26 protein-coding genes and 1 tRNA gene are annotated in these 24,151 nt (G+C 65.7%); 9 read left to right on the forward strand and 18 right to left on the reverse strand.

The features are described 5' to 3' along the window. Window positions 1-11 precede the first annotated feature (11 nt). From WDZ95_RS03450 to WDZ95_RS03475, 6 genes are all read right to left on the reverse strand, one after another. Window positions 12-233 (reverse strand): YbdD/YjiX family protein, encoded by a 222-nt coding sequence (locus WDZ95_RS03450; protein ID WP_420810284.1) that lies wholly within the window; start codon window positions 231-233, stop codon window positions 12-14. Beyond that, a complete protein-coding gene (locus WDZ95_RS03455; RefSeq protein ID WP_166227272.1) occupies window positions 226-2,298 on the reverse strand; it encodes a carbon starvation CstA family protein in 2,073 nt (690 codons plus the stop codon). Before WDZ95_RS03455 ends, WDZ95_RS03450 begins: the two co-directional genes overlap by 8 nt. 145 nt (window positions 2,299-2,443) lie before the next feature. Continuing rightward, on the reverse strand, window positions 2,444-3,070 hold the full coding sequence (locus WDZ95_RS03460) for a response regulator (RefSeq protein ID WP_166227273.1): 627 nt from the start codon (window positions 3,068-3,070) through the stop codon (window positions 2,444-2,446). Further along, window positions 3,067-4,404, reverse strand: coding sequence for a cache domain-containing protein (locus tag WDZ95_RS03465; RefSeq protein WP_287470017.1), 1,338 nt, complete (start codon window positions 4,402-4,404; stop codon window positions 3,067-3,069). The genes WDZ95_RS03460 and WDZ95_RS03465 overlap by 4 nt, the downstream gene beginning before the upstream one ends. A 48-nt stretch (window positions 4,405-4,452) precedes the next feature. Then, on the reverse strand, window positions 4,453-5,472 hold the full coding sequence (locus WDZ95_RS03470; RefSeq protein WP_420810285.1) for a response regulator: 1,020 nt from the start codon (window positions 5,470-5,472) through the stop codon (window positions 4,453-4,455). Further along, complete coding sequence (locus WDZ95_RS03475; protein WP_425776260.1) at window positions 5,459-8,809, reverse strand: hybrid sensor histidine kinase/response regulator; 3,351 nt, start codon at window positions 8,807-8,809, stop codon at window positions 5,459-5,461. Before WDZ95_RS03475 ends, WDZ95_RS03470 begins: the two co-directional genes overlap by 14 nt. A gap of 174 nt (window positions 8,810-8,983) precedes the next feature. On the opposite strand from WDZ95_RS03475, the gene WDZ95_RS03480 reads away from it, so the two are divergent. From WDZ95_RS03480 to WDZ95_RS03520, 9 genes are all read left to right on the forward strand, one after another. Beyond that, complete coding sequence (locus tag WDZ95_RS03480) at window positions 8,984-9,286, forward strand: urease subunit gamma (protein WP_166227275.1); 303 nt, start codon at window positions 8,984-8,986, stop codon at window positions 9,284-9,286. 13 nt (window positions 9,287-9,299) lie between these two features. Continuing rightward, on the forward strand, window positions 9,300-9,476 hold the full coding sequence (locus WDZ95_RS03485; RefSeq protein WP_287470016.1) for a hypothetical protein: 177 nt from the start codon (window positions 9,300-9,302) through the stop codon (window positions 9,474-9,476). Window positions 9,477-9,483: 7 nt separating this feature from the next. Then, window positions 9,484-9,789, forward strand: a complete 306-nt coding sequence (locus WDZ95_RS03490; RefSeq protein WP_425776201.1) for an urease subunit beta — start codon at window positions 9,484-9,486, stop codon at window positions 9,787-9,789. After that, entirely contained in the window at window positions 9,789-11,507 is a 1,719-nt protein-coding gene (gene ureC, locus WDZ95_RS03495; protein ID WP_425776202.1) for an urease subunit alpha, read from the forward strand. Before WDZ95_RS03490 ends, ureC begins: the two co-directional genes overlap by 1 nt. Further along, a complete protein-coding gene (gene ureE, locus WDZ95_RS03500) occupies window positions 11,507-12,052 on the forward strand; it encodes an urease accessory protein UreE (RefSeq protein ID WP_425776203.1) in 546 nt (181 codons plus the stop codon). Before ureC ends, ureE begins: the two co-directional genes overlap by 1 nt. Then, the gene (locus WDZ95_RS03505; RefSeq protein ID WP_425776204.1) at window positions 12,042-12,731 is read left to right on the forward strand and encodes an urease accessory protein UreF; all 690 of its coding nucleotides are present in this window, start codon (window positions 12,042-12,044) and stop codon (window positions 12,729-12,731) included. The genes ureE and WDZ95_RS03505 overlap by 11 nt, the downstream gene beginning before the upstream one ends. Beyond that, a complete protein-coding gene (gene ureG / locus WDZ95_RS03510) occupies window positions 12,728-13,399 on the forward strand; it encodes an urease accessory protein UreG (RefSeq protein WP_166227280.1) in 672 nt (223 codons plus the stop codon). Before WDZ95_RS03505 ends, ureG begins: the two co-directional genes overlap by 4 nt. 14 nt (window positions 13,400-13,413) lie before the next feature. Further along, window positions 13,414-13,501, forward strand: a tRNA-Ser gene (locus WDZ95_RS03515). A 136-nt stretch (window positions 13,502-13,637) separates the two neighbouring features. Further along, the gene (locus WDZ95_RS03520) at window positions 13,638-13,931 is read left to right on the forward strand and encodes a hypothetical protein (RefSeq protein ID WP_425776205.1); all 294 of its coding nucleotides are present in this window, start codon (window positions 13,638-13,640) and stop codon (window positions 13,929-13,931) included. Here the strand turns inward: WDZ95_RS03520 and WDZ95_RS03525 are convergent. From WDZ95_RS03525 to WDZ95_RS03580, 12 genes are all read right to left on the reverse strand, one after another. Further along, window positions 13,922-15,463, reverse strand: coding sequence for a recombinase family protein (locus WDZ95_RS03525; RefSeq protein WP_425776206.1), 1,542 nt, complete (start codon window positions 15,461-15,463; stop codon window positions 13,922-13,924). The genes WDZ95_RS03520 and WDZ95_RS03525 overlap by 10 nt on opposite strands. A 30-nt stretch (window positions 15,464-15,493) precedes the next feature. Beyond that, on the reverse strand, window positions 15,494-16,093 hold the full coding sequence (locus tag WDZ95_RS03530) for a hypothetical protein (protein WP_425776207.1): 600 nt from the start codon (window positions 16,091-16,093) through the stop codon (window positions 15,494-15,496). Between the two features lie 322 nt (window positions 16,094-16,415). Next, entirely contained in the window at window positions 16,416-16,721 is a 306-nt protein-coding gene (locus tag WDZ95_RS03535) for a hypothetical protein (RefSeq protein WP_425776208.1), read from the reverse strand. Window positions 16,722-17,066: 345 nt separating this feature from the next. Continuing rightward, window positions 17,067-17,684 (reverse strand): hypothetical protein, encoded by a 618-nt coding sequence (locus WDZ95_RS03540; protein WP_425776209.1) that lies wholly within the window; start codon window positions 17,682-17,684, stop codon window positions 17,067-17,069. A 114-nt stretch (window positions 17,685-17,798) separates the two neighbouring features. Beyond that, window positions 17,799-18,107 (reverse strand): hypothetical protein, encoded by a 309-nt coding sequence (locus WDZ95_RS03545; protein WP_425776211.1) that lies wholly within the window; start codon window positions 18,105-18,107, stop codon window positions 17,799-17,801. Beyond that, window positions 18,094-18,324 carry a hypothetical protein gene (locus WDZ95_RS03550; protein ID WP_425776213.1) on the reverse strand — a complete coding sequence of 77 codons (231 nt, stop codon included), beginning with the start codon at window positions 18,322-18,324 and terminating at the stop codon, window positions 18,094-18,096. The genes WDZ95_RS03545 and WDZ95_RS03550 overlap by 14 nt, the downstream gene beginning before the upstream one ends. Then, a complete protein-coding gene (locus WDZ95_RS03555; protein WP_425776215.1) occupies window positions 18,311-18,718 on the reverse strand; it encodes a DUF5681 domain-containing protein in 408 nt (135 codons plus the stop codon). Before WDZ95_RS03555 ends, WDZ95_RS03550 begins: the two co-directional genes overlap by 14 nt. A 21-nt stretch (window positions 18,719-18,739) precedes the next feature. Further along, entirely contained in the window at window positions 18,740-20,794 is a 2,055-nt protein-coding gene (locus WDZ95_RS03560; protein WP_425776217.1) for a hypothetical protein, read from the reverse strand. A gap of 2 nt (window positions 20,795-20,796) precedes the next feature. After that, complete coding sequence (locus tag WDZ95_RS03565) at window positions 20,797-22,095, reverse strand: hypothetical protein (protein WP_425776219.1); 1,299 nt, start codon at window positions 22,093-22,095, stop codon at window positions 20,797-20,799. A gap of 11 nt (window positions 22,096-22,106) precedes the next feature. Continuing rightward, window positions 22,107-22,391: a hypothetical protein gene (locus tag WDZ95_RS03570; protein ID WP_425776221.1), complete on the reverse strand. Its 285-nt coding sequence runs from the start codon at window positions 22,389-22,391 to the stop codon at window positions 22,107-22,109. A 397-nt stretch (window positions 22,392-22,788) separates the two neighbouring features. Then, window positions 22,789-23,319: a hypothetical protein gene (locus WDZ95_RS03575; protein ID WP_425776223.1), complete on the reverse strand. Its 531-nt coding sequence runs from the start codon at window positions 23,317-23,319 to the stop codon at window positions 22,789-22,791. A 603-nt stretch (window positions 23,320-23,922) separates the two neighbouring features. Continuing rightward, window positions 23,923-24,151, reverse strand: a 229-nt coding sequence (locus WDZ95_RS03580) for a helix-turn-helix domain-containing protein (RefSeq protein ID WP_425776225.1), incomplete at its 5' end; no start/stop codon positions are given.

Below are 24,151 nucleotides of genomic sequence, written 5' to 3' on the forward strand. Positions count from 1 at the left end.
GGGCGCCGGCCTCAGCAGCAGCGCCCCATGCGCGCGCCGTAGCGCGCCGCCTGGCGCTCGCGGAAGAAGGCCTCGTAGCTCATGGGCGCCTGGTCGGGGTGCGTGGCCTTCATGTGGGCCACGTAGCTGCCGTAGTCGGGCACGCCCACCATGAGCCGGAAACTCTGCGTGAGGTAGCGGCCGGCGCGCCCGATCTCGTCGAGCAGGCCGCCGCCGCTGGTGGCCTCAGCCATGGGCCGCGGCGCCGGCGGGCAGCGCCTCGTAGGGGGTTTCGGTCACGGTGGCGTGGCGCTCGGCGCGCGCCTTGAGCACGCTCTTGACGCTGTAGAACAGCACGCTCACCACCACGAACATGAAGAGCGCGCACAGCACCGCGTCGAGGCGGTTGTTGAACACGATGCGCGACATGGCCTCGCTGGTCTTGGCCGGTGCCAGCAGCACGCCCTGCTGGATCGCGTCGGCGTAGCGGTTGGCGTTGGACAGGAAGCCCACCTTGGGGTCGCTCGAGAAGATCTTGAGCCAACCCGCCGTCAGCGTGCACACCAGCAGCCAGGCCGCGGGCACCACGGTGACCCAGGCGTAGCGGTCTTTCTTCATCTTGTAGAGCACCACGGTGCCGAGCATGAGCGCCACGGCCGCAAGCATCTGGTTGGCGATGCCGAACAGCGGCCACAGCGTGTTGATGCCGCCCAGCGGATCGACCACGCCCTGGTACAGGAAATAGCCCCAGGCCGCCACGCACAGGCCGGTGGCGATCAGGTTGGCGGGCAGCGAATCGGTGCGCTTGAGCGAGGGCACGAAGCTGCCCATGAGGTCCTGCAGCATGAAGCGGCCGGCGCGCGTGCCCGCGTCCACCGCGGTGAGGATGAACAGCGCCTCGAACAGGATCGCGAAGTGGTACCAGAAGGCCATCATGGCCTTGCCGCCCACCACCTGGTGCAGGATGTGGGCCATGCCCACGGCCAGCGTGGGCGCGCCGCCGGCGCGCGCGAGGATGGTGTTCTCGCCCACGTCCTTGGCGGTCTGCACGAGCATCTCGGGCGTGATCACGAAGCCCCAGGTGGACAGCTTGGCCGCCACGAGCTCGGGCGTGTTGCCCACCAGCGCGGCCGGGCTGTTCATGGCGAAGTACACGCCCGGGTCGATGCAGGCCGCGGCCACCAGCGCCATCACGGCCACGAAGGACTCGGCCAGCATGCCGCCGTAGCCGATGAAGCGCGCATTGACCTCGTTGTCGAGCATCTTGGGCGTGGTGCCCGAGGAGATCAGCGCGTGAAAGCCCGACACCGCGCCGCAGGCGATGGTGATGAACAGGAAGGGGAACAGGTTGCCCGACCACACCGGGCCGTTGCCGCCCGCGAACTGCGTGAGCGCGGGCATCTGCAGCGGCGGCGCCACCACCACGATGCCGATGGCCAGCGCCACGATGGTGCCGATCTTGAGGAAGGTGGAGAGGTAGTCGCGCGGCGCGAGCAGCAGCCACACGGGAATGGACGCGGCCACGAAACCGTAGCCGATGAGCATCCAGGTCAGGGCCTTGCCGTCGTAGGTGAACAGCGGCGCCCATTCGGGGCTTTCGTGCACCCATTGGCCGGCCACGATGGCCAGCATGAGCAGCGCGAAGCCGATGACCGACACCTCGCCGATGCGGCCCGGGCGGATGAAGCGCAGGTACACGCCCATGAACAGCGCCACCGGGATGGTGGCCGCCACGGTGAAGGTGCCCCAGGGCGATTCGGCGAGCGCCTTGACCACGATCAGCGCGAGCACCGCGAGGATGATGATCATGATCATGAAGGCGCCGAACAGCGCGATGATGCCGGGCACCGTGCCCATCTCCTGCTTGATCAGGTCGCCCAGCGAGCGGCCGTCGCGGCGCGTGGAGATGAACAGCACGATGAAGTCCTGCACCGCGCCGGCGAACACCACGCCGGCCAGGATCCACAGCAGGCCGGGCAGGTAGCCCATCTGCGCCGCGAGCACCGGGCCCACCAGCGGGCCGGCGCCCGCGATGGCCGCGAAGTGGTGGCCGTAGAGCACGTACTTGTGCGTGGGCACGTAGTCGAGGCCGTCGTTGTGGCGCCAGGCCGGCGTCATGCGCGAACCGTCCAGACCGAACACCTTCGTGGCCAGGAACAGGCTGTAGTAGCGGTAGGCGATCAGGTAGACGCAGACGGCGGCGACCACCACCCACAGGGCGCTGACCGCCTCACCGCGTCCCAGCGCCACGGCCGCGAGCGCGAAGGCGCCCAGCAAGGCCACGAAAAACCACCCCAGGTGGCGACCCAGTCCAGACATGCGTGTCTCCTCGTGTGCGGCGACCGCACCGATCCGGGTCGCCAGGCGCCGGGCAGTATCGGCAGCGCACCCCTTTGGCGCATCCGTTGCACCGCGCGATGCACCACGCGGTCCCACCTAAGTAAAAACCCGTATCAGGGCCGCGTCACGGGGCTTCGCGCGCGTGTTCGACCGCGTACTTGATGAGTTCGGCCTGCCCTTCGAGCCCGAGCTTGCGCTTGATGCTCTGGCGGTGCGCCTCGACGGTGCGCACGCTCAGCGCCAGCGCCTTGGCGATCTGCTTGCTCGACTCGCCACGCCCGAGCGCGCTCAGGATCTGGCTCTCGCGCGGCGTGAGCATGGGCCGCACGGTCTGCGAGCGGAACAGCCGGCGCGAGACCGCCGGGCTCAGGAAGGTGCCGCCCGCCACCACCGCCTCGATCGCGGCCACCACCTCGCTGGCCGGCGTCTCCTTGAGCACGTAGCCGCGCGCGCCGGCCTGCAGCGCGCGGTGCACGTACTCGGGGTTGTCGTACATGCTGAACATCAGCACGCACAGCGCGGGGCGGCGCGCGAGCATGGCCTGCACCAGGTCGATGCCGTTGCTGTCCTTCAGGCCCACGTCCTGCAGCACCACGTGCGGGTCGGTCTCGTCGAGGCGGCGCAGCGCCTCGGCGGCGTCGCCGGCCTCGCCCACCACCTCGAGCCGCGGCACGCCCGACAGGCGCGCGCGCAGGCCCTCGCGCACCATGGGGTGGTCGTCGACCAGCAGGATGCGGATCGGCTCGTTCATATCAGGGCCTCGATCTGCGTGCCGTGCCCCGGCTCGCTGTGGATGGAGAGGCGCCCGCCGATGGTGGCCAGGCGCTCGCGCATGTTGCGCAGGCCGATGCCGCGTTCGGGATCCAGGTGCACGGCCTGCGGGTCGAAGCCGCGCCCGTCGTCGGTGACGGTCATGCGCAGGCACCGGGGCTCGAAGGCCAGCACCAGCTCGACGCGGTGCGCCTGCGCGTGCTTGACCACGTTGGTGAGGCTTTCCTGCGCGATGCGAAACAGCGCGGTCTTGGCTTCTGCCGCCACCTCGCGCTCGGCGCCTTCGATGCGCACCGCCACCGGGATGGCGCTCGCGTCTTCGACCTCCTGCGCCAGGTGCTGCAGCGCCGCGGGCAGGCCCAGGGTGTCGAGCAGCGCGGGCCGCAGGCGGTGCGAAATGCGCCGCACCTCGACCAGGCTGTCTTCGAGCAGCCGCAGCGCCTGCGCGAGCGCGCCCGGCTTGCCGCCCTCGGCGCTGGCCTCCATCAGCAGCTTGGTCGACACCAGGCCCTGGCTGATGCCGTCGTGCAGCTCGCGCGCGAGCCGCGCGCGCTCGTCTTCCTGCGACTGCTGCACCTGGCGCGCGAGCAGGCGCAGCTTGTTCTCGGCCACGCGCTGCTCGCTGAGGTTGAGCGCGAGCCCGCACACGCTGATGAGCGCGATGCCGAAGGCCGCGATGCCCGCGATCCACAGCAGCGTGGTGGCGATGTTGCGGTTGGCCTCGCGCTCGAGCTGCTGCAGCGTGGCCTGCATGCCATCGAGGTAGAGGCCGGTGCCCATCATCCAGCCCCAGCGCTCGAAGGCCACCACGTAGCCGAGCTTGGCCGCCATCTTGCCCGCCGAGGGCTGCTGCCAGAGGTAATCGACGAAGCCGCCGCCCGCGCGCGCCTGCGCGATCAGGCGCTGGATGGTGGGCCGGCCCTCGGGGTCGCGCAGCTCCCACAGGTTCTGGCCCACCAGCTCGGGCTGGCGCGAGTGCATGAGCACGCGGCCCTGCAGGTCGTAGACGAAGAAGTAGCCGTCGGGGCCGTAGTCGAGCGAGGCCAGCAGGCGCAGCGCCTGCTCGCGGTCGGCGGCGTCGTCGCCCTGGCCCGGGGCGCGGCGGCGCTCGTAGAGCGGCATCACGGTGCTGGCGGCCAGCACCACGTAGTTGTGCAGCTCGCTGCGCCGCGCGTCCATGTAGGCGCGCTCGACCATGGCGAACTCGCGCTGCGCGAGCGCGCGTTCCTGCTGCAGCACCGCGAGCGCGATCAGCGCGAGCGAGGCCAGCAGCGGCAGGATGGCCAGCAGGAGGATCTTGGAGCGCAGGCGCATGGCGGGCGAAAACGGGCGAAGGCGGGATTTTCCGCCATCGCGCCGCGCTCAGCCCGCGGGCGCATCGAGCAGCCGCACCCGGTTGATGGCCATGGCCGCGGCCGCGGTGCGGGTCTCCACGCCCATCTTCATGTGGATGCGTTCGAGGTGCTTCTTCACCGTGGCCGGGCTGGCGCCCAGGATGTCGGCGATGTCGCGGTTGATCTTGCCCTTGACGACCCAGTACAGCACCTCGGCCTCGCGCGCGGTGAGGCCGAAGGCGCTCGCGAGCGCGGCGTACACCGATTCGTTCGAGGTTTCCTGCATCACGATCAGCCAGTCGCCCTCGCCCTGCGGATCGCTGTCTTCGTCGCCCACGCGCTGGTGCAGCCGGAAGGTGAGGCGGCGCGGGCCGTTCTCCAGCGTGAGGCGCGGCGGCTCACGCTGCGCCTGCGCTTCGGGCAGGTGGCGGCGCAGCCACTGCAGCACCACGGGCGGCGTGGTCGGCGCCTCGGTGCCGCAGTGCTGGCGCAGCAGCTCGCGCGCGAGCGAGGTCTGCCACAGCAGGCGGCCGTCGCTGGCGCGCACGGTGATGGTGGCGTAGCCGAAGGCGTCGAGCGCGTGGCGCGCCTGGCTGCGTTCGAGCGCGCCCTCGCGCTGCTCGCGCGCCTGCTTGAGGTGCACGCCCATGCGCGCCATCACCTCGCGCGGCTTGATGGGCTTGGTCACGTAGTCCACGCCGCCGGCGGCGAAGGCGTTCTCCAGGTGCTCGGTCTCGGTCAGGCCGGTCATGAAGATCACCGGGATGCCCGCGGTCGCGGGGTCGGCCTTGAGGCGGCGCGCCACCTCGAAGCCGTCGATGCCGGGCATGAGCGCGTCGAGCAGCACCATGTCGGGCAGGGCCTGGCGCGCGCGGCGGATCGCGCTTTCGCCGTCGAGCGCCACCAGCACGGTGTAGCCGGCGTCGTCGAGCGCGTCGTGCAGCGGCGCCACGTTGTCGGGCACGTCGTCGACGATCAGCACCACGCGGTGCTCGCCGCGCGGCAGGCGCGGGTTGTCCAGGGAGGTGTCGGGCTCAGGCATCGCCATGGGTCAAGCGTTCTTCGATGGCTTCGAAGCGGAACTCGCGCGCCAGCGCGGCCAGCGTCGCGGCCAGCCCCGCGTGTTCGGGCCGGCGGCGCACCCAGTCGTCGAGCCACTGCAGGATGCCGCGCGTGTAGCCCAGCCGCACGAGTTCGAGCAGCGGCTCGATCTCCTCGCGCGCGGGCGCTTCGGGGCGCGCGGGCGCGGGCGCGGCGGCAGCTTCGGCGGGCGCCTCCAGCCACTGCAGGCCCAGGGCCTGCGCGAGCCAGGCCAGCAGCTCGCTGCGGCGCACCGGCTTGACGATGAAGTCCTGCGCGGCCACGCCGTCTTCGCCGTCGAGTTCCACGTGCAGGCCCTTGTCGAAGGCGTTGGCCGAGACGATGGCCAGCGGCACCGCGCCCCAGCCCAGCGCGCGCAGGCGCCGGCGGGTCTCCCAGCCGTCGATGCCGGGCATGGCCAGGTCGAGAAAGATCGCGTGCGGCGCGCCGGCGTCGCCCGGCGCCAGGCCCGCGAGCCGCTCCAGCGCGTGCAGGCCGCTGTGCGCCTGCTGCACCTCGAAGCCCAGCGGTTCGAGCCAGCGCTGCAGCAGCTCGCGGTCGGCCTCTTCGTTGTCCACCACCAGCACGCGCCGGCGCTCGCCCACGTAGCCCACGGGCCGTGCCAGCAGCGGCGCCACGGGCAGCGCGCCGCGCAACTCGGGCAGGAACAGGCGCACGGTGAACACACAGCCCTGCCCGGGCGCGCTGCGCACGGCCATCTCGCCGCCCATGAGGTCGGTGAGCATCTTGGCGATGGTCAGGCCCAGGCCGGTGCCGGTGGCGTTCACGCTCTCGCCCTGGCCGCGCGCGAAGGGCTCGAACACGCGCTCGATCTCGGCCGCGCTCATGCCGGGGCCGGTGTCGTGCACCTCGAACAGCGCCATCTCGCGCGCATGGCTCACACGCAGCCGCACCTGGCCCGCGCGCGTGAATTTCACCGCGTTGCCCAGCAGGTTGATGAGGATCTGGCGCAGCCGGCGTTCGTCGGCGCGCACCATCTCGGGCAGGCGGCCGTGCGGCTCGTACACGAAGCGCAGGCCCTTGGCCGCGGCCTGCAGCTCGAACATGCCGGCCACCTCGGCCAGCGTGGCCGCGAAGGGCACGGGCTTGACGTCGAGCGCGAGCTTGCCGGCCTCGATGCGCGCGATGTCCAGCGTGCCGTCGATCAGCGAGAGCAGGTGCTCGCCGCCGCGCTGGATCACGCGCAGCGCCTGCGCGCGGTGCGGCGGCAGGCCGCTGTCTTCCTGCAGCAGTTGCGCGTAGCCCAGGATGCTGTTGAGCGGCGTGCGCAGCTCGTGGCTGATGGTGCTGATGTAGCGCGTCTTGGCCTGGTTGGCCTGTTCGGCCGCGCGCCGCGCCTGCTGCAGCGCGAGGTCGGTGCGCTTGTGCGATTCGATCTCCTGCATCAGCAGCCGCGTCTGGCGGTTCGATTCCTCCTGCGCCACCACGCGGCTCTTGTGCGCGAGCACCAGCCACCAGGCCACGGTGGCCGCGATCAGCAGCAGCACCGCGTACACGCGCAGAAAGCCCGATCGCAGCGCGGCGTCGAGCAGCGAGGCGTTGCCGCCCAGGTCCATCGCGAGGCTTTGCACCTCCTGCCGGTACAACAGGCCCAGCACCGCGGCGAGCACGGGTGCGATCACCACCATGATCAGCAGGTAGTGCGCCAGGCCCGCGTCGAGGTAGGGCCACACGCGCTGCGGCAGCAGGCGGCGCAGGCTGCCGGTCCACTGCTCGGACAGGCGCGCGTGCGGCTTGCACAGGTCGCCGCAGCGCGCATCCAGCGTGCAGCACAGCGAGCAGATCGGGCCCTGGTAGGCCGGGCAGTGCGCCATGTCGGGGCCTTCGTACTCGCGCTCGCAAATGACGCAGCGCTGGGTGCGCAGGCGCGCATAAGGCCCGGCCTCGCCCTCGCTGCGGCGCGCGATGTAGTACCGCCCCTGCGTGGCCCAGGCGATCAGGGGCGCGGCGGCGAAGGCCGTGACCATGGCGATCACCGCCGAAAACGCCTCGGCCGTGGGCCCCATGAGGCCCAGGTGCGCGGCGATGGACAGCAGCGAGGCCAGCGCCATCGCGCCCACGCCCACGGGGTTCACGTCGTAGAGGTGGGCGCGCTTGAACTCGATGCCGCGCGGGCTCCAGCCCAGCGGCTTGTTCACCACCAGATCGGCCACCACGGCCATGATCCAGGCGATGGCGATGTTGGAGTACACGCCCAGCACCTGGCCCAGGGCCTGGAACACGTTCATCTCCATCAGCATGAAGGCGATGAAGGTGTTGAACACCACCCACACCACGCGCCCCGGGTGGCTGTGCGTGAGGCGCGAGAAGAAGTTGCTCCAGGCGAGCGAGCCCGCGTAGGCGTTGGTGACGTTGATCTTGAGCTGCGACACCACCACGAACAGCGCCGTGGCCGCCACCGCCCAGCCGTAGTCGCTGAACACGTACTCGTAGGCCGCGAGGTACATCTGGTTCGGGTCGACCGCGCGCTCGGGCGGCACCATGTGGCCGATGGCGAGGTAGGCCAGCACCGCGCCGCCCAGCATCTTGAGCACCCCCAGCACCACCCAGCCCGGCCCGCCCGCGAGCACCCCGGCCCACCAGCGCCAGGCCCGGCCGGGCTGCGGCGCGGGCATGAAGCGCAGGTAGTCGGCCTGCTCGCCCATCTGCGTGATGAGCGCAATGCCCACGGTCAGTGCGGCACCAAAGAGGTGCCAATTGAAAGATGCACCAAGATCGCTCGCACCGCCGTAGTGCACGACGTTGCGGAAGGTTTCGGGCGCCATCAGGCCCACGGCCACGAAGGGCACCACCATCATCACCAGCCACAGCGGCTGGGTCCACACCTGGAAGCGGCTGATCATCGAGATGCCGTGCGTGACCAGCGGAATGACCACCAGCGCGCAGAGCAGATAGCCCCATTCGGGCGGGATGCCCAGCGCGAGTTCGAGCGCGTAGGCCATGACCGCGGCCTCGAGCGCGAAGAAGATGAAGGTGAACGAGGCGTAGATCAGCGAGGTGATGGTCGAGCCGATGTAGCCGAAGCCCGCGCCGCGCGTGAGCAGATCCATGTCCACGCCGTGGCGTGCCGCGTACACGCTGATGGGCAGGCCCGCGAGGAAGATGATCAGCCCGGTGGCCAGGATGGCCAGCGCCGCGTTGACGAAGCCGTACTGCACCAGCAGCGTCGCGCCCACGGCCTCGAGGATCAGGAACGAGGCCGCGCCGAAGGCGGTGTTGGCCACCCGCCATTCGCTCCACTTGCGAAAGCGCTGCGGCGTGAAGCGCAGCGCGTAGTCCTCCATGGTCTCGCTGCCGACCCAGCTGTTGTAGTCGCGGCGCACCTTGATGATGCGCTGCGGGGCGTCGGCAGGGAGGGCGCTGGGCGGGTTCACGGGCCTTGCGGGTGCAGCTTTCGTGCCATTACCCTTTGGCCGGTACGGCTCTTGCTGCTGGCCCCGACGAGGAGAACCGCCCGAATGGACCTGACCCCGCGCGAAAAAGACAAGCTGCTGATCTTCACCGCCGCCCTGCTGGCCGAACGCCGCCGCGCCCGCGGCCTCAAGCTCAACCACCCCGAAGCCATCGCCCTGATCACCGCCGCCGTGATGGAGGGCGCGCGCGACGGCAAGACCGTGGCCCAGCTCATGAGCGAGGGCCGCAGCGTGCTCACGCGCGCCGACGTGATGGACGGCGTGGCCGAGATGATCCCCGACATCCAGGTGGAAGCCACCTTCCCCGACGGCACGAAACTCGTGACCGTGCACCAACCGATTGCCTGAGAGGAGCCCGCGCATGACCCCGACGAACAAGACCCGAGCGGCCCTGGCCGCCGCCCTCGCCACCCCCGGCCTTGCACTCGCCCACGACGGCCACGGCCTGTCCGGCACGCACTGGCACGCCTCGGACGCGTGGGGCTTCGTGCTGATTGCCGCGCTCGTGGGCCTGGCCTGGTGGTCGTCGCGCAAGTGAGCCGGCCATGACCCCTGGCGAATGCCTCATCGATGCGGGCGAGCACACGCTCAACCCCGGCCGCCGCACCACCACGCTGGTGGTGAAGAACACCGCGAGCCGGCCGATCCAGGTCGGCTCGCACTACCACTTCGCCGAAACCAACGGCGCGCTCGACTTCGACCGCGCCGCCGCACGCGGCATGCGGCTGAACATCGCCAGCGGCACCGCGGTGCGCTTCGAGCCCGGCCAGCAACGCACCGTCGAGCTTGTGGACTACGCGGGCGACCGCGTGGTCTTCGGTTTCCGCGGCCTCATTCAAGGAAAGCTCTGATGGCCACGATCGGACGACGCGCCTACGCCGACATGTTCGGCCCCACCGTGGGCGACCGCGTGCGCCTGGCGGACACCGACCTGCTGATCGAGGTCGAGCACGACCACACCCTGGCCGCGGGCGGCTACGGCGAAGAGGTCAAGTTCGGCGGCGGCAAGACCATCCGCGACGGCATGGCGCAGAGCCAGCGCTCGCGCGCCCAGGGCGCTGTGGACACGGTGCTCACCAACGCGCTCATCATCGACCACTGGGGCATCGTCAAGGCCGACATCGGCCTCAAAGACGGCCGCATCGCCGCCATCGGCAAGGCCGGCAACCCCGACACGCAGCCCGGCGTCTCGATCGTGATCGGCCCGGGCACCGAGGTGATCGCCTGCGAAGGCCTGATCGTCACGGCCGGCGGCATCGACAGCCACATCCACTTCATCTGCCCGCAGCAGGTCGACGAGGCCCTGGCCTCGGGCATCACCACCATGCTCGGCGGCGGCACCGGCCCGGCCACCGGCACCTTCGCCACCACCTGCACGCCCGGCCCCTGGCACATCGAGCGCATGCTGCAGGCCGCCGACGGCCTGCCCATGAACATCGGCTTCCTGGGCAAAGGCAACGCCAGCCGGCCCGACGCGCTGCGCGAGCAGATCGAGGCCGGCGTGATCGGCCTCAAGCTGCACGAAGACTGGGGCACCACGCCCTCGGCCATCGACCAGTGCCTGGCCGTGGCCGACGAAACCGACACCCAGGTGGCGATCCACAGCGACACGCTCAACGAATCGGGTTTCGTGGAAGACACCATCGCGGCCACCAAGGGCCGCACGCTCTGCGCCTTTCACACCGAGGGCGCGGGCGGCGGTCACGCGCCCGACATCCTGCGCGTGGTGGGCGAGAAGAACTTCCTGCCCTCCTCCACGAACCCCACCATGCCCTACACCGTGAACACGCTCGACGAACACGTCGACATGCTCATGGTGTGCCACCACCTCGACGCGGCCATTCCCGAAGACCTGGCCTTCGCCGAAAGCCGCATCCGCAAGGAAACCATCGCGGCCGAAGACATCCTGCACGACCTCGGCGCCATCAGCATGATGAGCAGCGACAGCCAGGCCATGGGCCGCGTGGGCGAGGTGATCCTGCGCACCTGGCAGACCGCGCACAAGATGAAGCTGCAGCGTGGCACCCTGCCCGAAGACAGCGCGCGCAACGACAACTTCCGCGTCAAGCGCTACATCGCCAAGTACACGATCAACCCCGCCATCGCGCACGGCATTGCGCACATCGTGGGCTCGCTCGAAGTCGGCAAGTGGGCCGACCTGGTGCTGTGGAAGCCGGCCTTCTTCGGCGTGAAGCCCTTTGCCGTGCTCAAGGGCGGCAGCATCGCGCTGGCCGCCATGGGCGACCCCAACGCCTCCATTCCCACGCCGCAACCGGTGCACTTCCGGCCGCAGTTCGGCTCGCTGGGTGGCGCGCTCGCGCGCAGCAGCCTGAGCTTCGTCTCGCAGGCCGCGCTGGCCGCGGGCGTGGGCCAGCGCTACGGCCTGCAGAAGTCGCTCGCCGCCGTGCAGGGCTGCCGCCGCGCCACCAAGCACGACATGGTGCACAACGCCTGGCTGCCGACCATGGAGATCGACGCCCAGACCTACACCGTGCGCGCCGACGGCCAGCTGCTCACCTGCGAGCCCGCCACCGTGCTGCCCATGGCGCAACGCTACTTCCTGTTCTGATGCTGCAAGCCTCCAAACGCATCGCCCGCGGCCAGGGCCTGGCGCGCGTGCTGGTCCAGCGCGCGCCCACGGTCGAGCTCGACTGGGACATCCGCCAGAAAAGCCGCTTCGACGCGCGCCTGAGCGACGGCCGCGCGCTCGCGGTGTTTCTGCCGCGCGGCAGCGTGGTGCGCGGCGGCGACGTGCTCGTGAGCAGCGAGGGCGAACTCGTGCGCGTGGTGGCCGCGCCGCAGGCGGTGCTGCGCATCAGCGCCTGCCCCGACCACCCGGCCAGCGAACAGGCCTTCGACCTCATGCGCGCGGCCTACCACCTGGGCAACCGCCACGTGCCCATCGAGCTGCAGCCCGACCACCTCAAGATCGAGCCCGACCACGTGCTGGCCGACATGCTGCGCGCCATGCACCTCACGGTGGAGGCGGTGAGCGAGCCCTTCGAGCCCGAGGGCGGGGCCTACGGCGGGCATGGGCATTCGCATGGCCATGGCCATGGCCACGCGCACGACCACGACCACGACCACGACCACGGTCATTCCCATGGCCACTGACGCCGCGCTGCTGCGCACGCTCTGGCTCGCCTCGCCCGCGCTGCCCGTGGGCGGCTTCTCGTACTCCGAAGGCCTGGAGGCGGCGGTCGACGCCGGCCGGGTGCACGACGAAGCGAGCGCCGGCCCCTGGCTGGTCGACCAGCTCCTGCTGGGCCCGGCGCGCAGCGACCTCGCGGTGGCGGCGCAAGCGATAACGGCCTGGCGCGTCCACGACCTGGACCGCGTGCGCGAACTCAACGCCTGGGTGCTGCACACGCGCGAGACCAGCGAGCTGCGCCTGCAGGCCGAGCAGATGGGCAAGTCGCTGCAGGCCTGGGCGCAGTCGCTGGGCGCGTTCGGTGCGCCCGTGCTGCAGGCCCTGCAGGCCGCGCGGCTCGAGCCGCCCACCTGGCCCGTGGCCAGCGCCTGCGCCGCCGCGCACGGCGACGCCCCCGTGCGCGAGGCGCTCGTGGGCCTGGCCTTCGGCTGGGCCGAGAACATGGTGCAGGCCGCGATCAAGGCCGTGCCGCTCGGCCAGGGCACGGGCCAGCGCCTGCTCGCGCAACTCGCGCAGGCCATACCCGCCGCGGTGGACGAAGCGCTCGCGCTCGGCGACGATCAGCGCCAGGCCTTCACCCCCATGCTCGCCATCCTCTCGGCGCGCCACGAAACCCAGTACTCACGCCTGTTCCGCTCATGAACGCCACCGCGCTGCACCACATCCCCAACCGCACCAAAGCCCTGCCCCCGCTGCGCGTGGGCATCGGCGGGCCCGTGGGTTCGGGCAAGACCACCCTGCTGGAGATGCTCTGCAAGGCCATGCGCGAGCGCTACGACCTGATCGCCATCACCAACGACATCTACACCAAGGAAGACCAGCGCCTGCTCACCATCAGCGGCGCGCTGCCGGCCGAGCGCATCCTGGGCGTGGAGACCGGCGGCTGCCCGCACACCGCGATCCGCGAAGACGCCTCCATCAACCTCGAGGCCATCGACCGCATGCTCGAACGCTTCCCCGACGCCGACGTGGTGTTCGTGGAAAGCGGCGGCGACAACCTGGCCGCCACCTTCAGCCCCGAGCTCAGCGACCTCACCATCTACGTGATCGACGTGGCCGCGGGCGAGAAGATCCCGCGCAAGGGCGGCCCCGGCATCACCAAGAGCGACCTGTTCGTCATCAACAAGACCGACCTCGCGCCGCACGTGGGCGCCGACCTCGAGGTGATGAAGGCCGACACCGCGCGCATGCGCCCCGACGCCGAGCGCCGCCCCTGGGTGATGACCAACCTCAAGACCCTGCAGGGTGTGGACGAGGTGGTGCGTTTCATCGAAAAGCGCGGCCTGCTGCAAACACAAGCGGCGCACTAGAATCCGCGGTCTGCGGAGACGTGGGTGAGCGGTTTAAACCAGCAGTCTTGAAAACTGCCGACCCGCAAGGGTCCGTGAGTTCGAATCTCACCGTCTCCGCCAGACCACCAGTGTTTATGCGGCCTCTAGTGCTACCAGACGGAAAATGCACCATCCGGCGCGCCATCCTGACTGAGGCAGCACGAGCCTCACTGAGGTGAACCAAGCGTTGTGGTTGCGCCACGCAGTAGAGCAATTCATGAACGTGGACGCGATTCCCCCGAATGAATTACAGAAGCTGCTTCGCCTTGCTCATGACATCGTCATGGCGCATCGCGTAGCCAGAGGACTGTCTCTTAGCCGGGAACGGGTGACCTGGGCAAGGGATACGATAGAGCAACGCGTCACCGACGCTCTTCGCGGTGTGGACTTCGAGCGCATGCCACCTGGATGGAGTTGGCAAAAGGCAGCTCAGGAAATCTCAGTGCAGGTAGCTCTGGCGATCGTGCACGCGCAGAAGCTCGAACCCCCCGAGTCAAGCGATCAGGTCTGAGCAAAGGGCGGTGACAACTGGCTTTTGATTCGCGCGACCAACTCCTCGGAAGTCGATATCGGATCTGTCTCTGCCCCCAGGTCTGCCGGAAGCCAGGGAGCCATGCCTTTATATTGCTCAGCACTCAGAAGCAAGAACCGCTTGACGTAGTCACCCTCGCCCATCTGGGCCATCAACACAAGGTCAGCGATAGGTCGCCGATTCTTCAGTACTCGCCAGCGTCTTCCCAGTGTCTTGCTTCGCGGCCAAACTAGCTGGAGCCTCATCCGAAGCCTTTCTTCAAGGATCAGGAGGCGGCTTCGGGGGTGAGGGTGACAAGCGATTCCAGCTTGCTCGAGCAGTTCTGAGATGTCGCGCTCTAGGGAATCGCCGACACTGCGCCCTCTGCGCTTACTTGCCTCATGGCGTCGTCGAATTAGCGCACCGTCTCGTCCGGCAAGACTCAACGCTCGAGTCATCGACCCAAAGGCCTTCTCGTAGGCCTTCTTCGAGGGAACACCAAGTTCTTCAAGATCAAGCGTGCTTAGGTCGGGGTGCGCCTTGAGCTTCTCACGCAGAATTTGCAGCAGTTCTTCCTTGTCTCTTCGAAGGCGGCGCCTGGTCCAAAGCTTCCTCTGAACCATCTCCCAAAGGTCCATTGGGACGACCCGCTCGATGACGCAGTCGGCTCTGGTCTCAGGGCGCTTCTTGGTTGGTGCTCCCGCTGCGTAGCGTTCTTTTCCCCAAACAAAATTGCCCGCAAAAGCCTCGCATCGGAGCAGGTGATCAACCATCGACGTCGTGTAGGGCCGACCCGAAGGCGCAATCAGACCTTCATGCTGAAGCTGTCTGGCAGTGCCCTTAATGGTTCCGCCATCTGCCGCGTACATCGCAAATATCCGATTCACCAGGGCGACTTCCTCCGGCGGCCCAGGAACCCAGCCAATGCGCTCTGTCTGGTTTGCTTTCCCCTGTCCGCGCTCAAGATTCCGTCGACCTCCATCGCGATCGATCGCCACCCGCCGAAGGCCCAAACATGGCAGTTGCCCCATCTGGAAGCCTAGTTGGATGGCCCGGTCTTGGCCTGCACGGCACTTCAACCCAAGCTCCCTGGCGTACTCCGCCGCCATCGCTCGTTTCAGCGTCTTAAGCAGCGCCGTCATAGGCGCATCATCGGCCCCGAAAGGCTCTTGCACATAGATAACGTTGACCCCGTTCAACCTGCACGTGTACTCGTAGTAGGCAGCTGCATCGATGTCTTGAAATCTTCCCCATCTACTCACGTCGTAGACCAAAACCACATCGAACGGCCGCGGATCAGTCATCACATCGCAGAGCAGTTGCTTCATGCCATCGCGGTTGGAGATCGCAAGCCCGCTCTTGGCCGCATCCTCGTAGACATGAACCAGGTTGTACTCATGCAAAGCTGCATAAGCTCGAATGGCTACAAGCTGGGTGCCGATCGACAGTTCCTGCCTATCGCTGGACATGCGGACGTAAGCAGCTGCGCTGCGGGAGCCAATTTGACGAAGGATGTGTGAGCCCACTGACATACCCCCTCTCCTCTAACTGTTCGTCGTTGTTCAAGACATGCTTGCCGGCCCAATCAACTGATAGAGATTCACGTCCGGACCCCATGCGGGCCGGTCAACAGTGAATGGATGGCCTACAAAAAACGTCGTCGGGTTCGGAAACAGTCGTCCATGGTGAGCATCCTCGCCGTAAAAGTACAGCAACAGAGCAAACAAGGCCCCAACCGCATTCAGAGCATGCTCCAGAGAGGCTTGGCTGTAATTGGAATGGCGATAGTGTTTAACGTTGTTGTACGCCCCCCACCACGAGGGCGGTGACTTTGCCTCGCTACCAGCCCACGGCACCAACGACAAGCCAAAGCGAGGAAGGTCAATCACGGTCCCTACGATTAGGGGAAACGCCGAAAGCACCTCCCCCATCCAATCGGGAGCGTGAGGCTTTTTGGCCTTCCCGCCTCGGGCGGAATACAACTGCTGAGAGACTACCTCAACCTCGGAAGCAGCAGCAAAGAGGATGCGTGAGAGCTCCAGGGAGTACGCCCCGAAGTTCTGCCTGGCCGGCTCGATGTACCTGGCTAGCTTTAGGACATCGTCCTCAAGCGCGAGGAAGTAGTTCCAATGTGGCGGTGTAGGTGCGAGAGGGGCGACCATGGCGCAGGTATCTCGAATCAGCGAGTGGCACGCCCCATCCATCCCGACCGCTCGTTGCTGGCGAGCCGGTCTTTGTAGACCCAGTCGTATTGAGATCGATCGACTCTGTAGCCCATCGCGCGAGACCAGATCTCAAACTCCGCCCTCTCGGCAGCAACCATTGGAGGGTCAGTCGGTGGTGTGAGCTGAATAGTCCTACCCATGCGCCGCTCCATGTATGTAGCAATCAAACGATTGGAGATCCCCGAGGGTGCTCAACTTGCTCACTTCCAGACGTTGGGCATCTTCAGCATCTTCGTGGGCAAGTTCGGCAGACGGGGATCTATCCGCCCGCGATCAAGCGCATTTCGTGCATCAGTCCCACCAACCGCTCAGCGATTTCCTCAGCCTGCCCAGAAACCAGGCTGAGAGGGATCGTACCGCTCGATAGCTCGTGGTAGCGCACCTCAACGAACTGCGCGAAGTCGGCATGCACAGACTCCGTCTCAGCGAGGATCGCTTCGCCGATACGGGAATACACCACCGCCTCGCCCAGGGCATCTCCTTTCCACTGAAGCTCAGCGCGGTAAAGGCCAGATTGAATTTTGTCGATTTGAAGCGTGAGAACGCGTGGTTCAACAGCCGCCATAGTTCTTCCTGCCACTTTTGGTAATGGTGTACGTGCCGCCCCTTGGACCGACATAGCAAGTCTTCCCGCCCGGGCTCGTGTAGCTGGTGTTTGGAGAGGGTGCCAACTGCGCAGCGCTGGGCGAAGTGGGTCGAGCGGGAGGAGCGTAAGCGGACTGTGGGGTCTGCGAGCTTGACCGCGCCGAAGCTTGGCCATTCGCGGCCTTCAGGCATTCAACGCGCTTGGACGTTGGCTCAAGTTGACTGCAGGCCTCAATGAGCACTGTAGGCACCTGCGCAAGGGCGCATACAGGTAAAACGAGCCAGACAAACTGATTGACCAGCATACGTCTTGAGCTTCCGCAGATCATCGCTTTTCCTTCTGCTCGCCCATGCTCTTGATGATCGTGTCGAAGCAATCGCCGAAGCGGCGGATATCTTCTTCGCTCATCACGACTTTCCCACTGAGCACCCAGTCAATGCCGATCTTGTCAGGTCGAACACCGATTTGAAGCTCCACTTCGCCGTACACCACTTCGCTCAAGTCAGCGAATGACGCCATAGAAATGCCGTACAGGAGGAAGTTTGGTTGTTCTGGACTTCGAAGGACCTTCCCATTCAATGGAGCCGGTGGGTTGTCACCTGCCCGCCGCATCCAAAAGTTTGAGATGTTTACAGGCTTGAGGCGCAGCTTCTGTTCGGTGATGGCATCGCCTGTTGTCGTTCCCATTCCGGCCTTCAGAAGGCTCATCCCCTCCACGTAGAACACCATCGACGAATCGATTACGCGAACTACCTCGCGTGGGGAGGTGTACTTAGTGAGCCCAAAGATCCTCACACCGCAACCCGTTACCCGGCCACCATCCTGGTAGATCAGTGGTTGCCCGCCGAACTCCGCAGCCATGATGGTTCCTGCTTGAGCAGGCCCAGACAGCGTGACCAACGCTCCGCAGCATGCCAGCGCCCCAAGCAACTTCTTGAACATGGCCAGACTCCCTCTAATGAGAGGCCATGCTATCGGACTAGCGCCAAATCAGTACAGCAGCAATCCTCCGAGCAGACAATCGGCGAAAAACGTCACACGAGGAGCCGGACCAACTCACACGTCGGGGCCCGCTACCTGTTCGCGGTCGTAGACCTCCCGCACCAAATAGACCTTGTGCCCCTCGGTCCGCAGCTCGGCCTTCACGCGGGCTGTCAGCGCTTCAACCGACTCGCCCGGTTTGCGAGGCCAGTGGCGATCCTCACGCATCGACTCCAGGCCGACTGGCTTGTATCTCACGGCTCGATCCGGGCCAAGCTCTGACTCGTCTACGCCTACCAATGCACGGATGATGATCAGAATCTCCTCGTCGTCGCGGGGCGCCTGCTCTTCAAGCTGCCGGACACGTGCCTCAAGCGTTGGCATGGTCGTTCTCCAAGTTGGCGGTGCTTCGCCCGCGGTTCGGCATCGCGTTTCTCAGCGCCTGCTCACGCCGTTCAAGTTCTTGTCGATCCATTGATGGAATCTCTGCCAGGCGAACCGCAATCCGCACGTCTAGTTCGGCATCCGTCAGGCGCGATAGCTGCCGCTCCCTTGCCCTGACTTCCTCCAGGAATGTGAGGCGTCGTTCAAGACCTTGCATGCTTGTCCTCCAGGGCAGCCACACGGGCCGCCAGTTCATCCACTTCCACCACACGCGCAAGAGCGCCGATGGCCGCAACCAGGGCGGCTCCCTGGGCCGGCGCAAGCTCCCCCGCACCAATCGCAGCCAATACGGCATTCCCTCGCTCGGTCAGCGTGCCTTCGGGCATGTCAATCGGCTGAGTCGCCTCAACCGGCTTCATTGCCGGGTACACCCGTTCAAGCAGTAGGCGAGCCGCAGCAACGTCCCCGCCCTTTGCCTGTTGAGCGAGCATGTCAATGATCTCGGGCACGTGCACTGCGATGTCCTCACGGAGCTTCTCGAACTTACCCGTTCCCTTGGGGCGACCACTTGGGTTTCCGCTCTGCCCGGGCTTCCATTTGCTTCCTGGCACTCCTGATCTCTCCTTGCTTTTTCAGGGACCGAGCAGCCCGCCGCCAGTGCTTCCACCGCTGAGGATGCCGGCACCCGTCCCATACAGAGCGCCGGATCGTTCAGCCAGGGCGGCACTGTCAGCGTTGATACGGGTGAGCAAGCCATCCATTGCACGAAGGTTGTTGGCGCCCTCCTGACCCTTTGAGAGCAGGATGCGCCCCATAACGTCACGCACTGCCTCGGGGGTTCGGACACGATTCCACATGTTCACAGCCCCCGTGAGCATGCCCGGCGCGTTCCCATGCGCTGCGCTAGTCGCAAGAGTTGCGGTGTCGAGGATTGGAGCGATGTCCAGATCGCCCGCACCGTACATACGCGAGGCGGTTTGCGATCCACGTCCAACACCCTCCAGCCCCTTAAGTCGCGACTCTTTCGCCACCTCCGCAGCAAAGGTGCGGTAGTCCTTGCCGAAGATCGCCTTAAGACGATCACGGGTGGCGGGCTCCATCCACATTTTGAGAAGCGAGGACTGCCCAGCCTGGGTGCCGGTCTTCTCGCGCAGCGCTTGCAGAGCGCCGACTCGGAAGGCCTCCTGTTCTGACGGGCCCATGCCCTTGATGCTGGCTGTAACGTCAAAGGTATCCGCGCGCATAGCGGTTCGCCCCAGTTCTGCGGCGTCGATCAACTGGGAGGGGCCTGCATAGGCATCGCGAGCCAGCTTGTAGACCGACTGACCATCGACCTTGGGAGCGACAGCGTCGAGCTTCTGCGTCAACTGAACGCGTACATCGTCAATGGCCTTGGCCATCTTGTTGTTGCCCTGACGCTTTGCCGAGTCTGCGGCGTCATAGAGCGACTGCTTGAGGGTGTCGAGTACAGCGAACGGCACCTGATCGCCCTTCTTGAGACTGCCTAGCGCGAGATCCTGACCCGTCTGCAAGCGATAGAGCTTCTGCGCCTCGCCATGAATGCCAGCCGTGCGACCAAGCAGGGTGAGTACGTCGTCATCCACCTGGGTGGCAAATCCTTCAAGCTCGCGGTAGTAGGGTGCAGCCGCCTGACGGCGAGCAGAGTCGAGCGCATCAATCGTCTGGGTGAAGCCAGCCCCTCGGGTGCCGAGTGCCTCGTCAGCAGCGTTCACGAGACGCCCCGCCCGACCGGCTTGCCGATCGCGGATGACCGTGGACGCGCGATCTTTGGTCTTTCCGGGCAGGGTTGCCAACGTGTCCAGCAGTTGCCGGGTGTTCTCGCCGCCAGCATCCGCGACCGTTGCCTCAGGCCCCAGCTTGTTGAATCGGGCATTGACCCGGCCCGATGGGCTCACCGCCCCAGACTCAAACACCGAACCAGCAGCATCTCTGGCGAGCGCCTGCGCCACCTTCTGCTGTGCGTAACTTCCCGCTGCACCATCAGACACACGCTGTGCGACATTTCGTCCCACAGCACCTAGGACGGATTGCACAGGCTGCATAGCCCCCGAAGTGGCCGCGCCCACAAGGGCACTCTTTCCGGCGTCTGCAGCCACGCCAGCGATGTCCTCTGCTCGCGACTCTCCAGCCCCGCTGACCGCTCCATAACCCGCCCCAGAAGCAGCAGCTCGGGCCGTGTTCATGCCCAGGCCGGTGAGCTTCGTGGTGGGGTTCAACCATGCAGCCGCCTTCGGTGAAACCGTACCAATCACACGGTTAGCTCCAGCCCCCAGCGGATTAGCCGCGAGCGTAGGAGCAGCCGTCATGAATTGCGTGGCCACAGAGCCGATCGGGAAATCCTCGCGATACTGATCCTGTACGCCACGCATGTAGTCGCGCGTCTCACGGTAGTTCTCTGAAAATGGCTTGTCGCCGGTCAGAGTCTTGTAAGCACCGCCGACGGCGCCCACCAACTCATCCCCGAAACCCAAAGTCGGCCCCTGCACCACGTTTGCGAGACCTCGAATGACGGGGTTACTCTCGGCTCGGCCCTCTTGGTACTTCCCGGGCTTTGCACTCTGCATGTTCTGCTGCGCAAAGCTCATGATCTGCGCTTCAGTCGCTCCTTCAGGAGCCTCAACCTCGTAGACAGCGCCATCAGGCGCGGTGATTTCGTATTTGGGCATGATCAGTTCACCCTGCGAATCTTGAAGCCAGGTTGAGTGCCAGAGCGTTGACCACCGCCGGAAAACAGCGGATTGGCAGCGGAGAACTTCGCCAGCTCGTCGTAGAAGCCCTCGTCAATCGAGCCGTTGCGCTTGCGATACTCCCGCGCAATGCGAGCGACATCCATATCGCGCTTCGCAAGCCTCTGAGCCGTATCCAGCATGAGCGTGCGCCCCTCGGGAGTTGTCGCGAGGCCAGGAACCATGTTCACCAGGAACTGGCGATCGGCATCCGACATGGCACCAGGCATACCAGCACCTCCGGACGGGTTGCGCAGCTCAAGTGCGATCTCGCCTGAAAGCGCCTGCGCGGCCTCAAGGTTGCCGACGTTCTCTCCGACGTTGAAGCCGAGGGATCGAGCCGCCTTGGCGACCTCCAGACCGGTCTCGGTGAACTTGCCGGTCTGCACACCCTGAAGCAGTTCACCAAGGCGGCTGTAGCGGTTCAGCTTGCCTTGACCCAAGGTGCCAGCCTTGAGAATGTTGCCGTACTCCTCGCCGAAGAAGCCGCCAACCTTCTTGGCCTCTTCCGTCTCCTGCTTCAACACGACATTGGTGTTTGCAGCTGGTGCGTGCGTCACGCTCTTGGTCAAGGCTTGTTTCATGTACGTCTGTCGGAGCACGGGGTCTGAAATGCCCGCTGCGTCCAACATCAACTCGACGTTCGTCTTGTTCGACTCCTTCGGCATAGACGCTACTGGACGGCCATCTGCACCGAATCGGGTTTGCCCAGGCCCAAGGGTGAAGGCCTCTTGCGGCTTGGCTACGAACATGCCCTTGAGCACATCGTCGGCAAATGGGGAGTTGGGCTGCATGGCGTACCGGCGCAAGGCCTCCGGGTCTGCCGGGGTCATCGTCGGTCCCTCATCGCCAGCACCGTAGGAGGTCTGGGCCTTTTGCATCACTCCAGGAAGCCCAGCCCGCCATTCGTTCTCACCACGCTGCTTCACAAGCTTGGCGTTGATCTCCTCCATCTGCGCGTTGCGATACTGCCTGTTGGCGGCTCGATCCAACATTTGCTCTGATCGTTCTGCGTCTAGCCGCTGACGATCCAATGCTTGCGCATAGGACGTGAGGCCAGCGAGACCCCCCGCGCCGAGCGTGTTCCATGGCCGACCACGCCGAGCAGAAGCAGCAGCGCCGAAGGCGGCGCTTAGCAGCCCTTGCCCAGCAGGAGAAGAAGCGAAACCAAGCAGGCCCCCCGAACCAGGGGTATCTTGGTTCTGCGCCGGTCCGCCGATATCCAGCAATCCACTAAACATGTTCGCTCCCTTCACTGCGGGGTTTCGTTGACTTCAGCCCATGGCACCATTGCGATGCACTCAGAGATCTGCGGCACCTCCACCCACTCCGGATGATTTGGTGTGCGAAACAGAAAGAGCCGTGGGCCGGCGTAGATCGTCGCGTTTGCGTCGTCAAGCAGGGGCAGAAGCCAAGGCATTGACGCCTTCACCTGGTTGACTGCGAACTCGGTGAAAGCAACGTGGCGCTCTTCGTCCGTCGTTGGCGTTGTGACTGGCGGCTTGTTGCGCCAGAAGGTCAGAACCTGAATGCTCATATCTCTATGTATCTGATCGACCGAATACCGGTCAAACCCGTGAATGTGAGTTTTCGGGACAGTCCCGGAAATGGCGTCTAGCCTCAGCCAACACATTGCGAACCGTCTTGATGCTCATGCCGAGACGTACCTCCTGAGCTAGTTCGGTGCCTGGCTCTGCAGCACTTAGCACGTGGTCTCTGAAGGCCTCGTAAAGCTCCCGGTCGGAGGTCGGCATACGCCCCGCTCCTTCGTAGAACCACCGCCGAAGTTCCTCATGCCCTCTCAAGATCTCGGCGTAATGCGCGGGTGTTCTTTTCTTCGGGCGTCCCGTCGGACGAAGCTCCCTCTCTGGCCGAGGCGGACGACTCACGTACCCCAAGATCGGGTTCTGTGCGAGGTTCACAGTTGCCCCCTATCACAGAAGCTCACCTTGAGCCATTGGTGCAGGCGTCTCCACGGACGTGGTCACACCCTTGGAAGCTGCAGAAGACGCAACTGGAGCCGCCTCAGCTCCGCTGTCGGGGGCTTGCATCCCAAGTGTCGCGGCACGCCTTAACGTGGCTCTCGCGTCCTTTAGAAGCTGCTCAGCGATGTCCGCCAGGGCAGATGCTTGAGCAACCTCGATGTTCAGATCCTCATGTGCCCGCAACGCGCAAGCCATGATGTTGTCGTACAGCTGGGCCGATCGAACTTCTATGACCTCAAGCCAGTTCGCTAGGCGCTCAAGCTCTTGGTAGAGACTGCCACCATCGCAAGAAGTCTTCCTTGGGCCGTCGCTTTCAGTCACGGCGCCAGGAATCAAGCCGAGCCGCTCGGCCATGAGCCGCACCTGGCAGGGGTGCAGATCGATGATTGCGCCATCGCCGTAGCTCTTGTCCTCAAGTCTCAAGTTGCCGTTGCTTTGGGCCTCGATGCTGAGGCACGGGATTTCTTCGGTCCAGTTCATTGCTCGTGTCCTATGTCTTGGTGCAAAACGCCCGTGCAGATGGCATATCTAGATGGTGTCCGTGGGGCGGTACAGAGGAGTTGGGGAAAACGGCCCTAATAGGACCGTGTGGCGGTACAGGCTGGGGCTTCCCTGTACCGTGTGGCGGTGCAATGGAGGGGGCTCCTGCACCGTGAGGCGGTCTAAGGCTTGCGTTTTTGAGAGGCTGCTTTCGGGCGTACCCGCTACGCACAAACGTCTCCACGGCTCCTTCGTCGTAGCCCGGATGTCGATCCAGGCTTTGCCAGGTGACCGCGTACCAACTCGCCTTGTTGGGGCGATGGCCTTTGACGGTCTCATGGACAAACCCACCGTCGAGAAGCTCGCGCTTCGCCTTGGTCAACATGTCCGACGACTTCCAGCCGCGCTTCTCCATGTAGGCACGTGACATCAGCAATCGCCCGTTGTTGTCTCGGACGTACTGCCGCGCCACCTCAAGAAGAAGGGCCTTGGCGTGAACGCTGAGAGCCGCGTAGGCAGGCGAATCGAGAACCGCCCAAGGGAGGGCCACAAATCCGCCCGCATCGCGCCCAGAGCCGCTCTTACGACTTCCATTGCGCCCGTTCACGTCAATGCCGTGCCTGCTGGCTCAGCCTCAAGGTGATAGCGCGCCGCGCCAGGGTGCATATATCCGTCGCGGTCGTATAGCGTCACCCGCTCAGTTCGGATGGAGTAACCGAACCGATCACGCAATTCCTTGATTCGGGCCGGTGCCTGGTAGCAACCAAGGCAGCGCAAGTCGTAGGATGTTTTTGGGCCCGATCGAAGTGCCTCGATGATTCGATCGCGCTGG

Source organism: Hydrogenophaga sp. T2 (assembly GCF_049843535.1).
Lineage (GTDB): Bacteria > Pseudomonadota > Gammaproteobacteria > Burkholderiales > Burkholderiaceae_C > Hydrogenophaga > Hydrogenophaga crocea.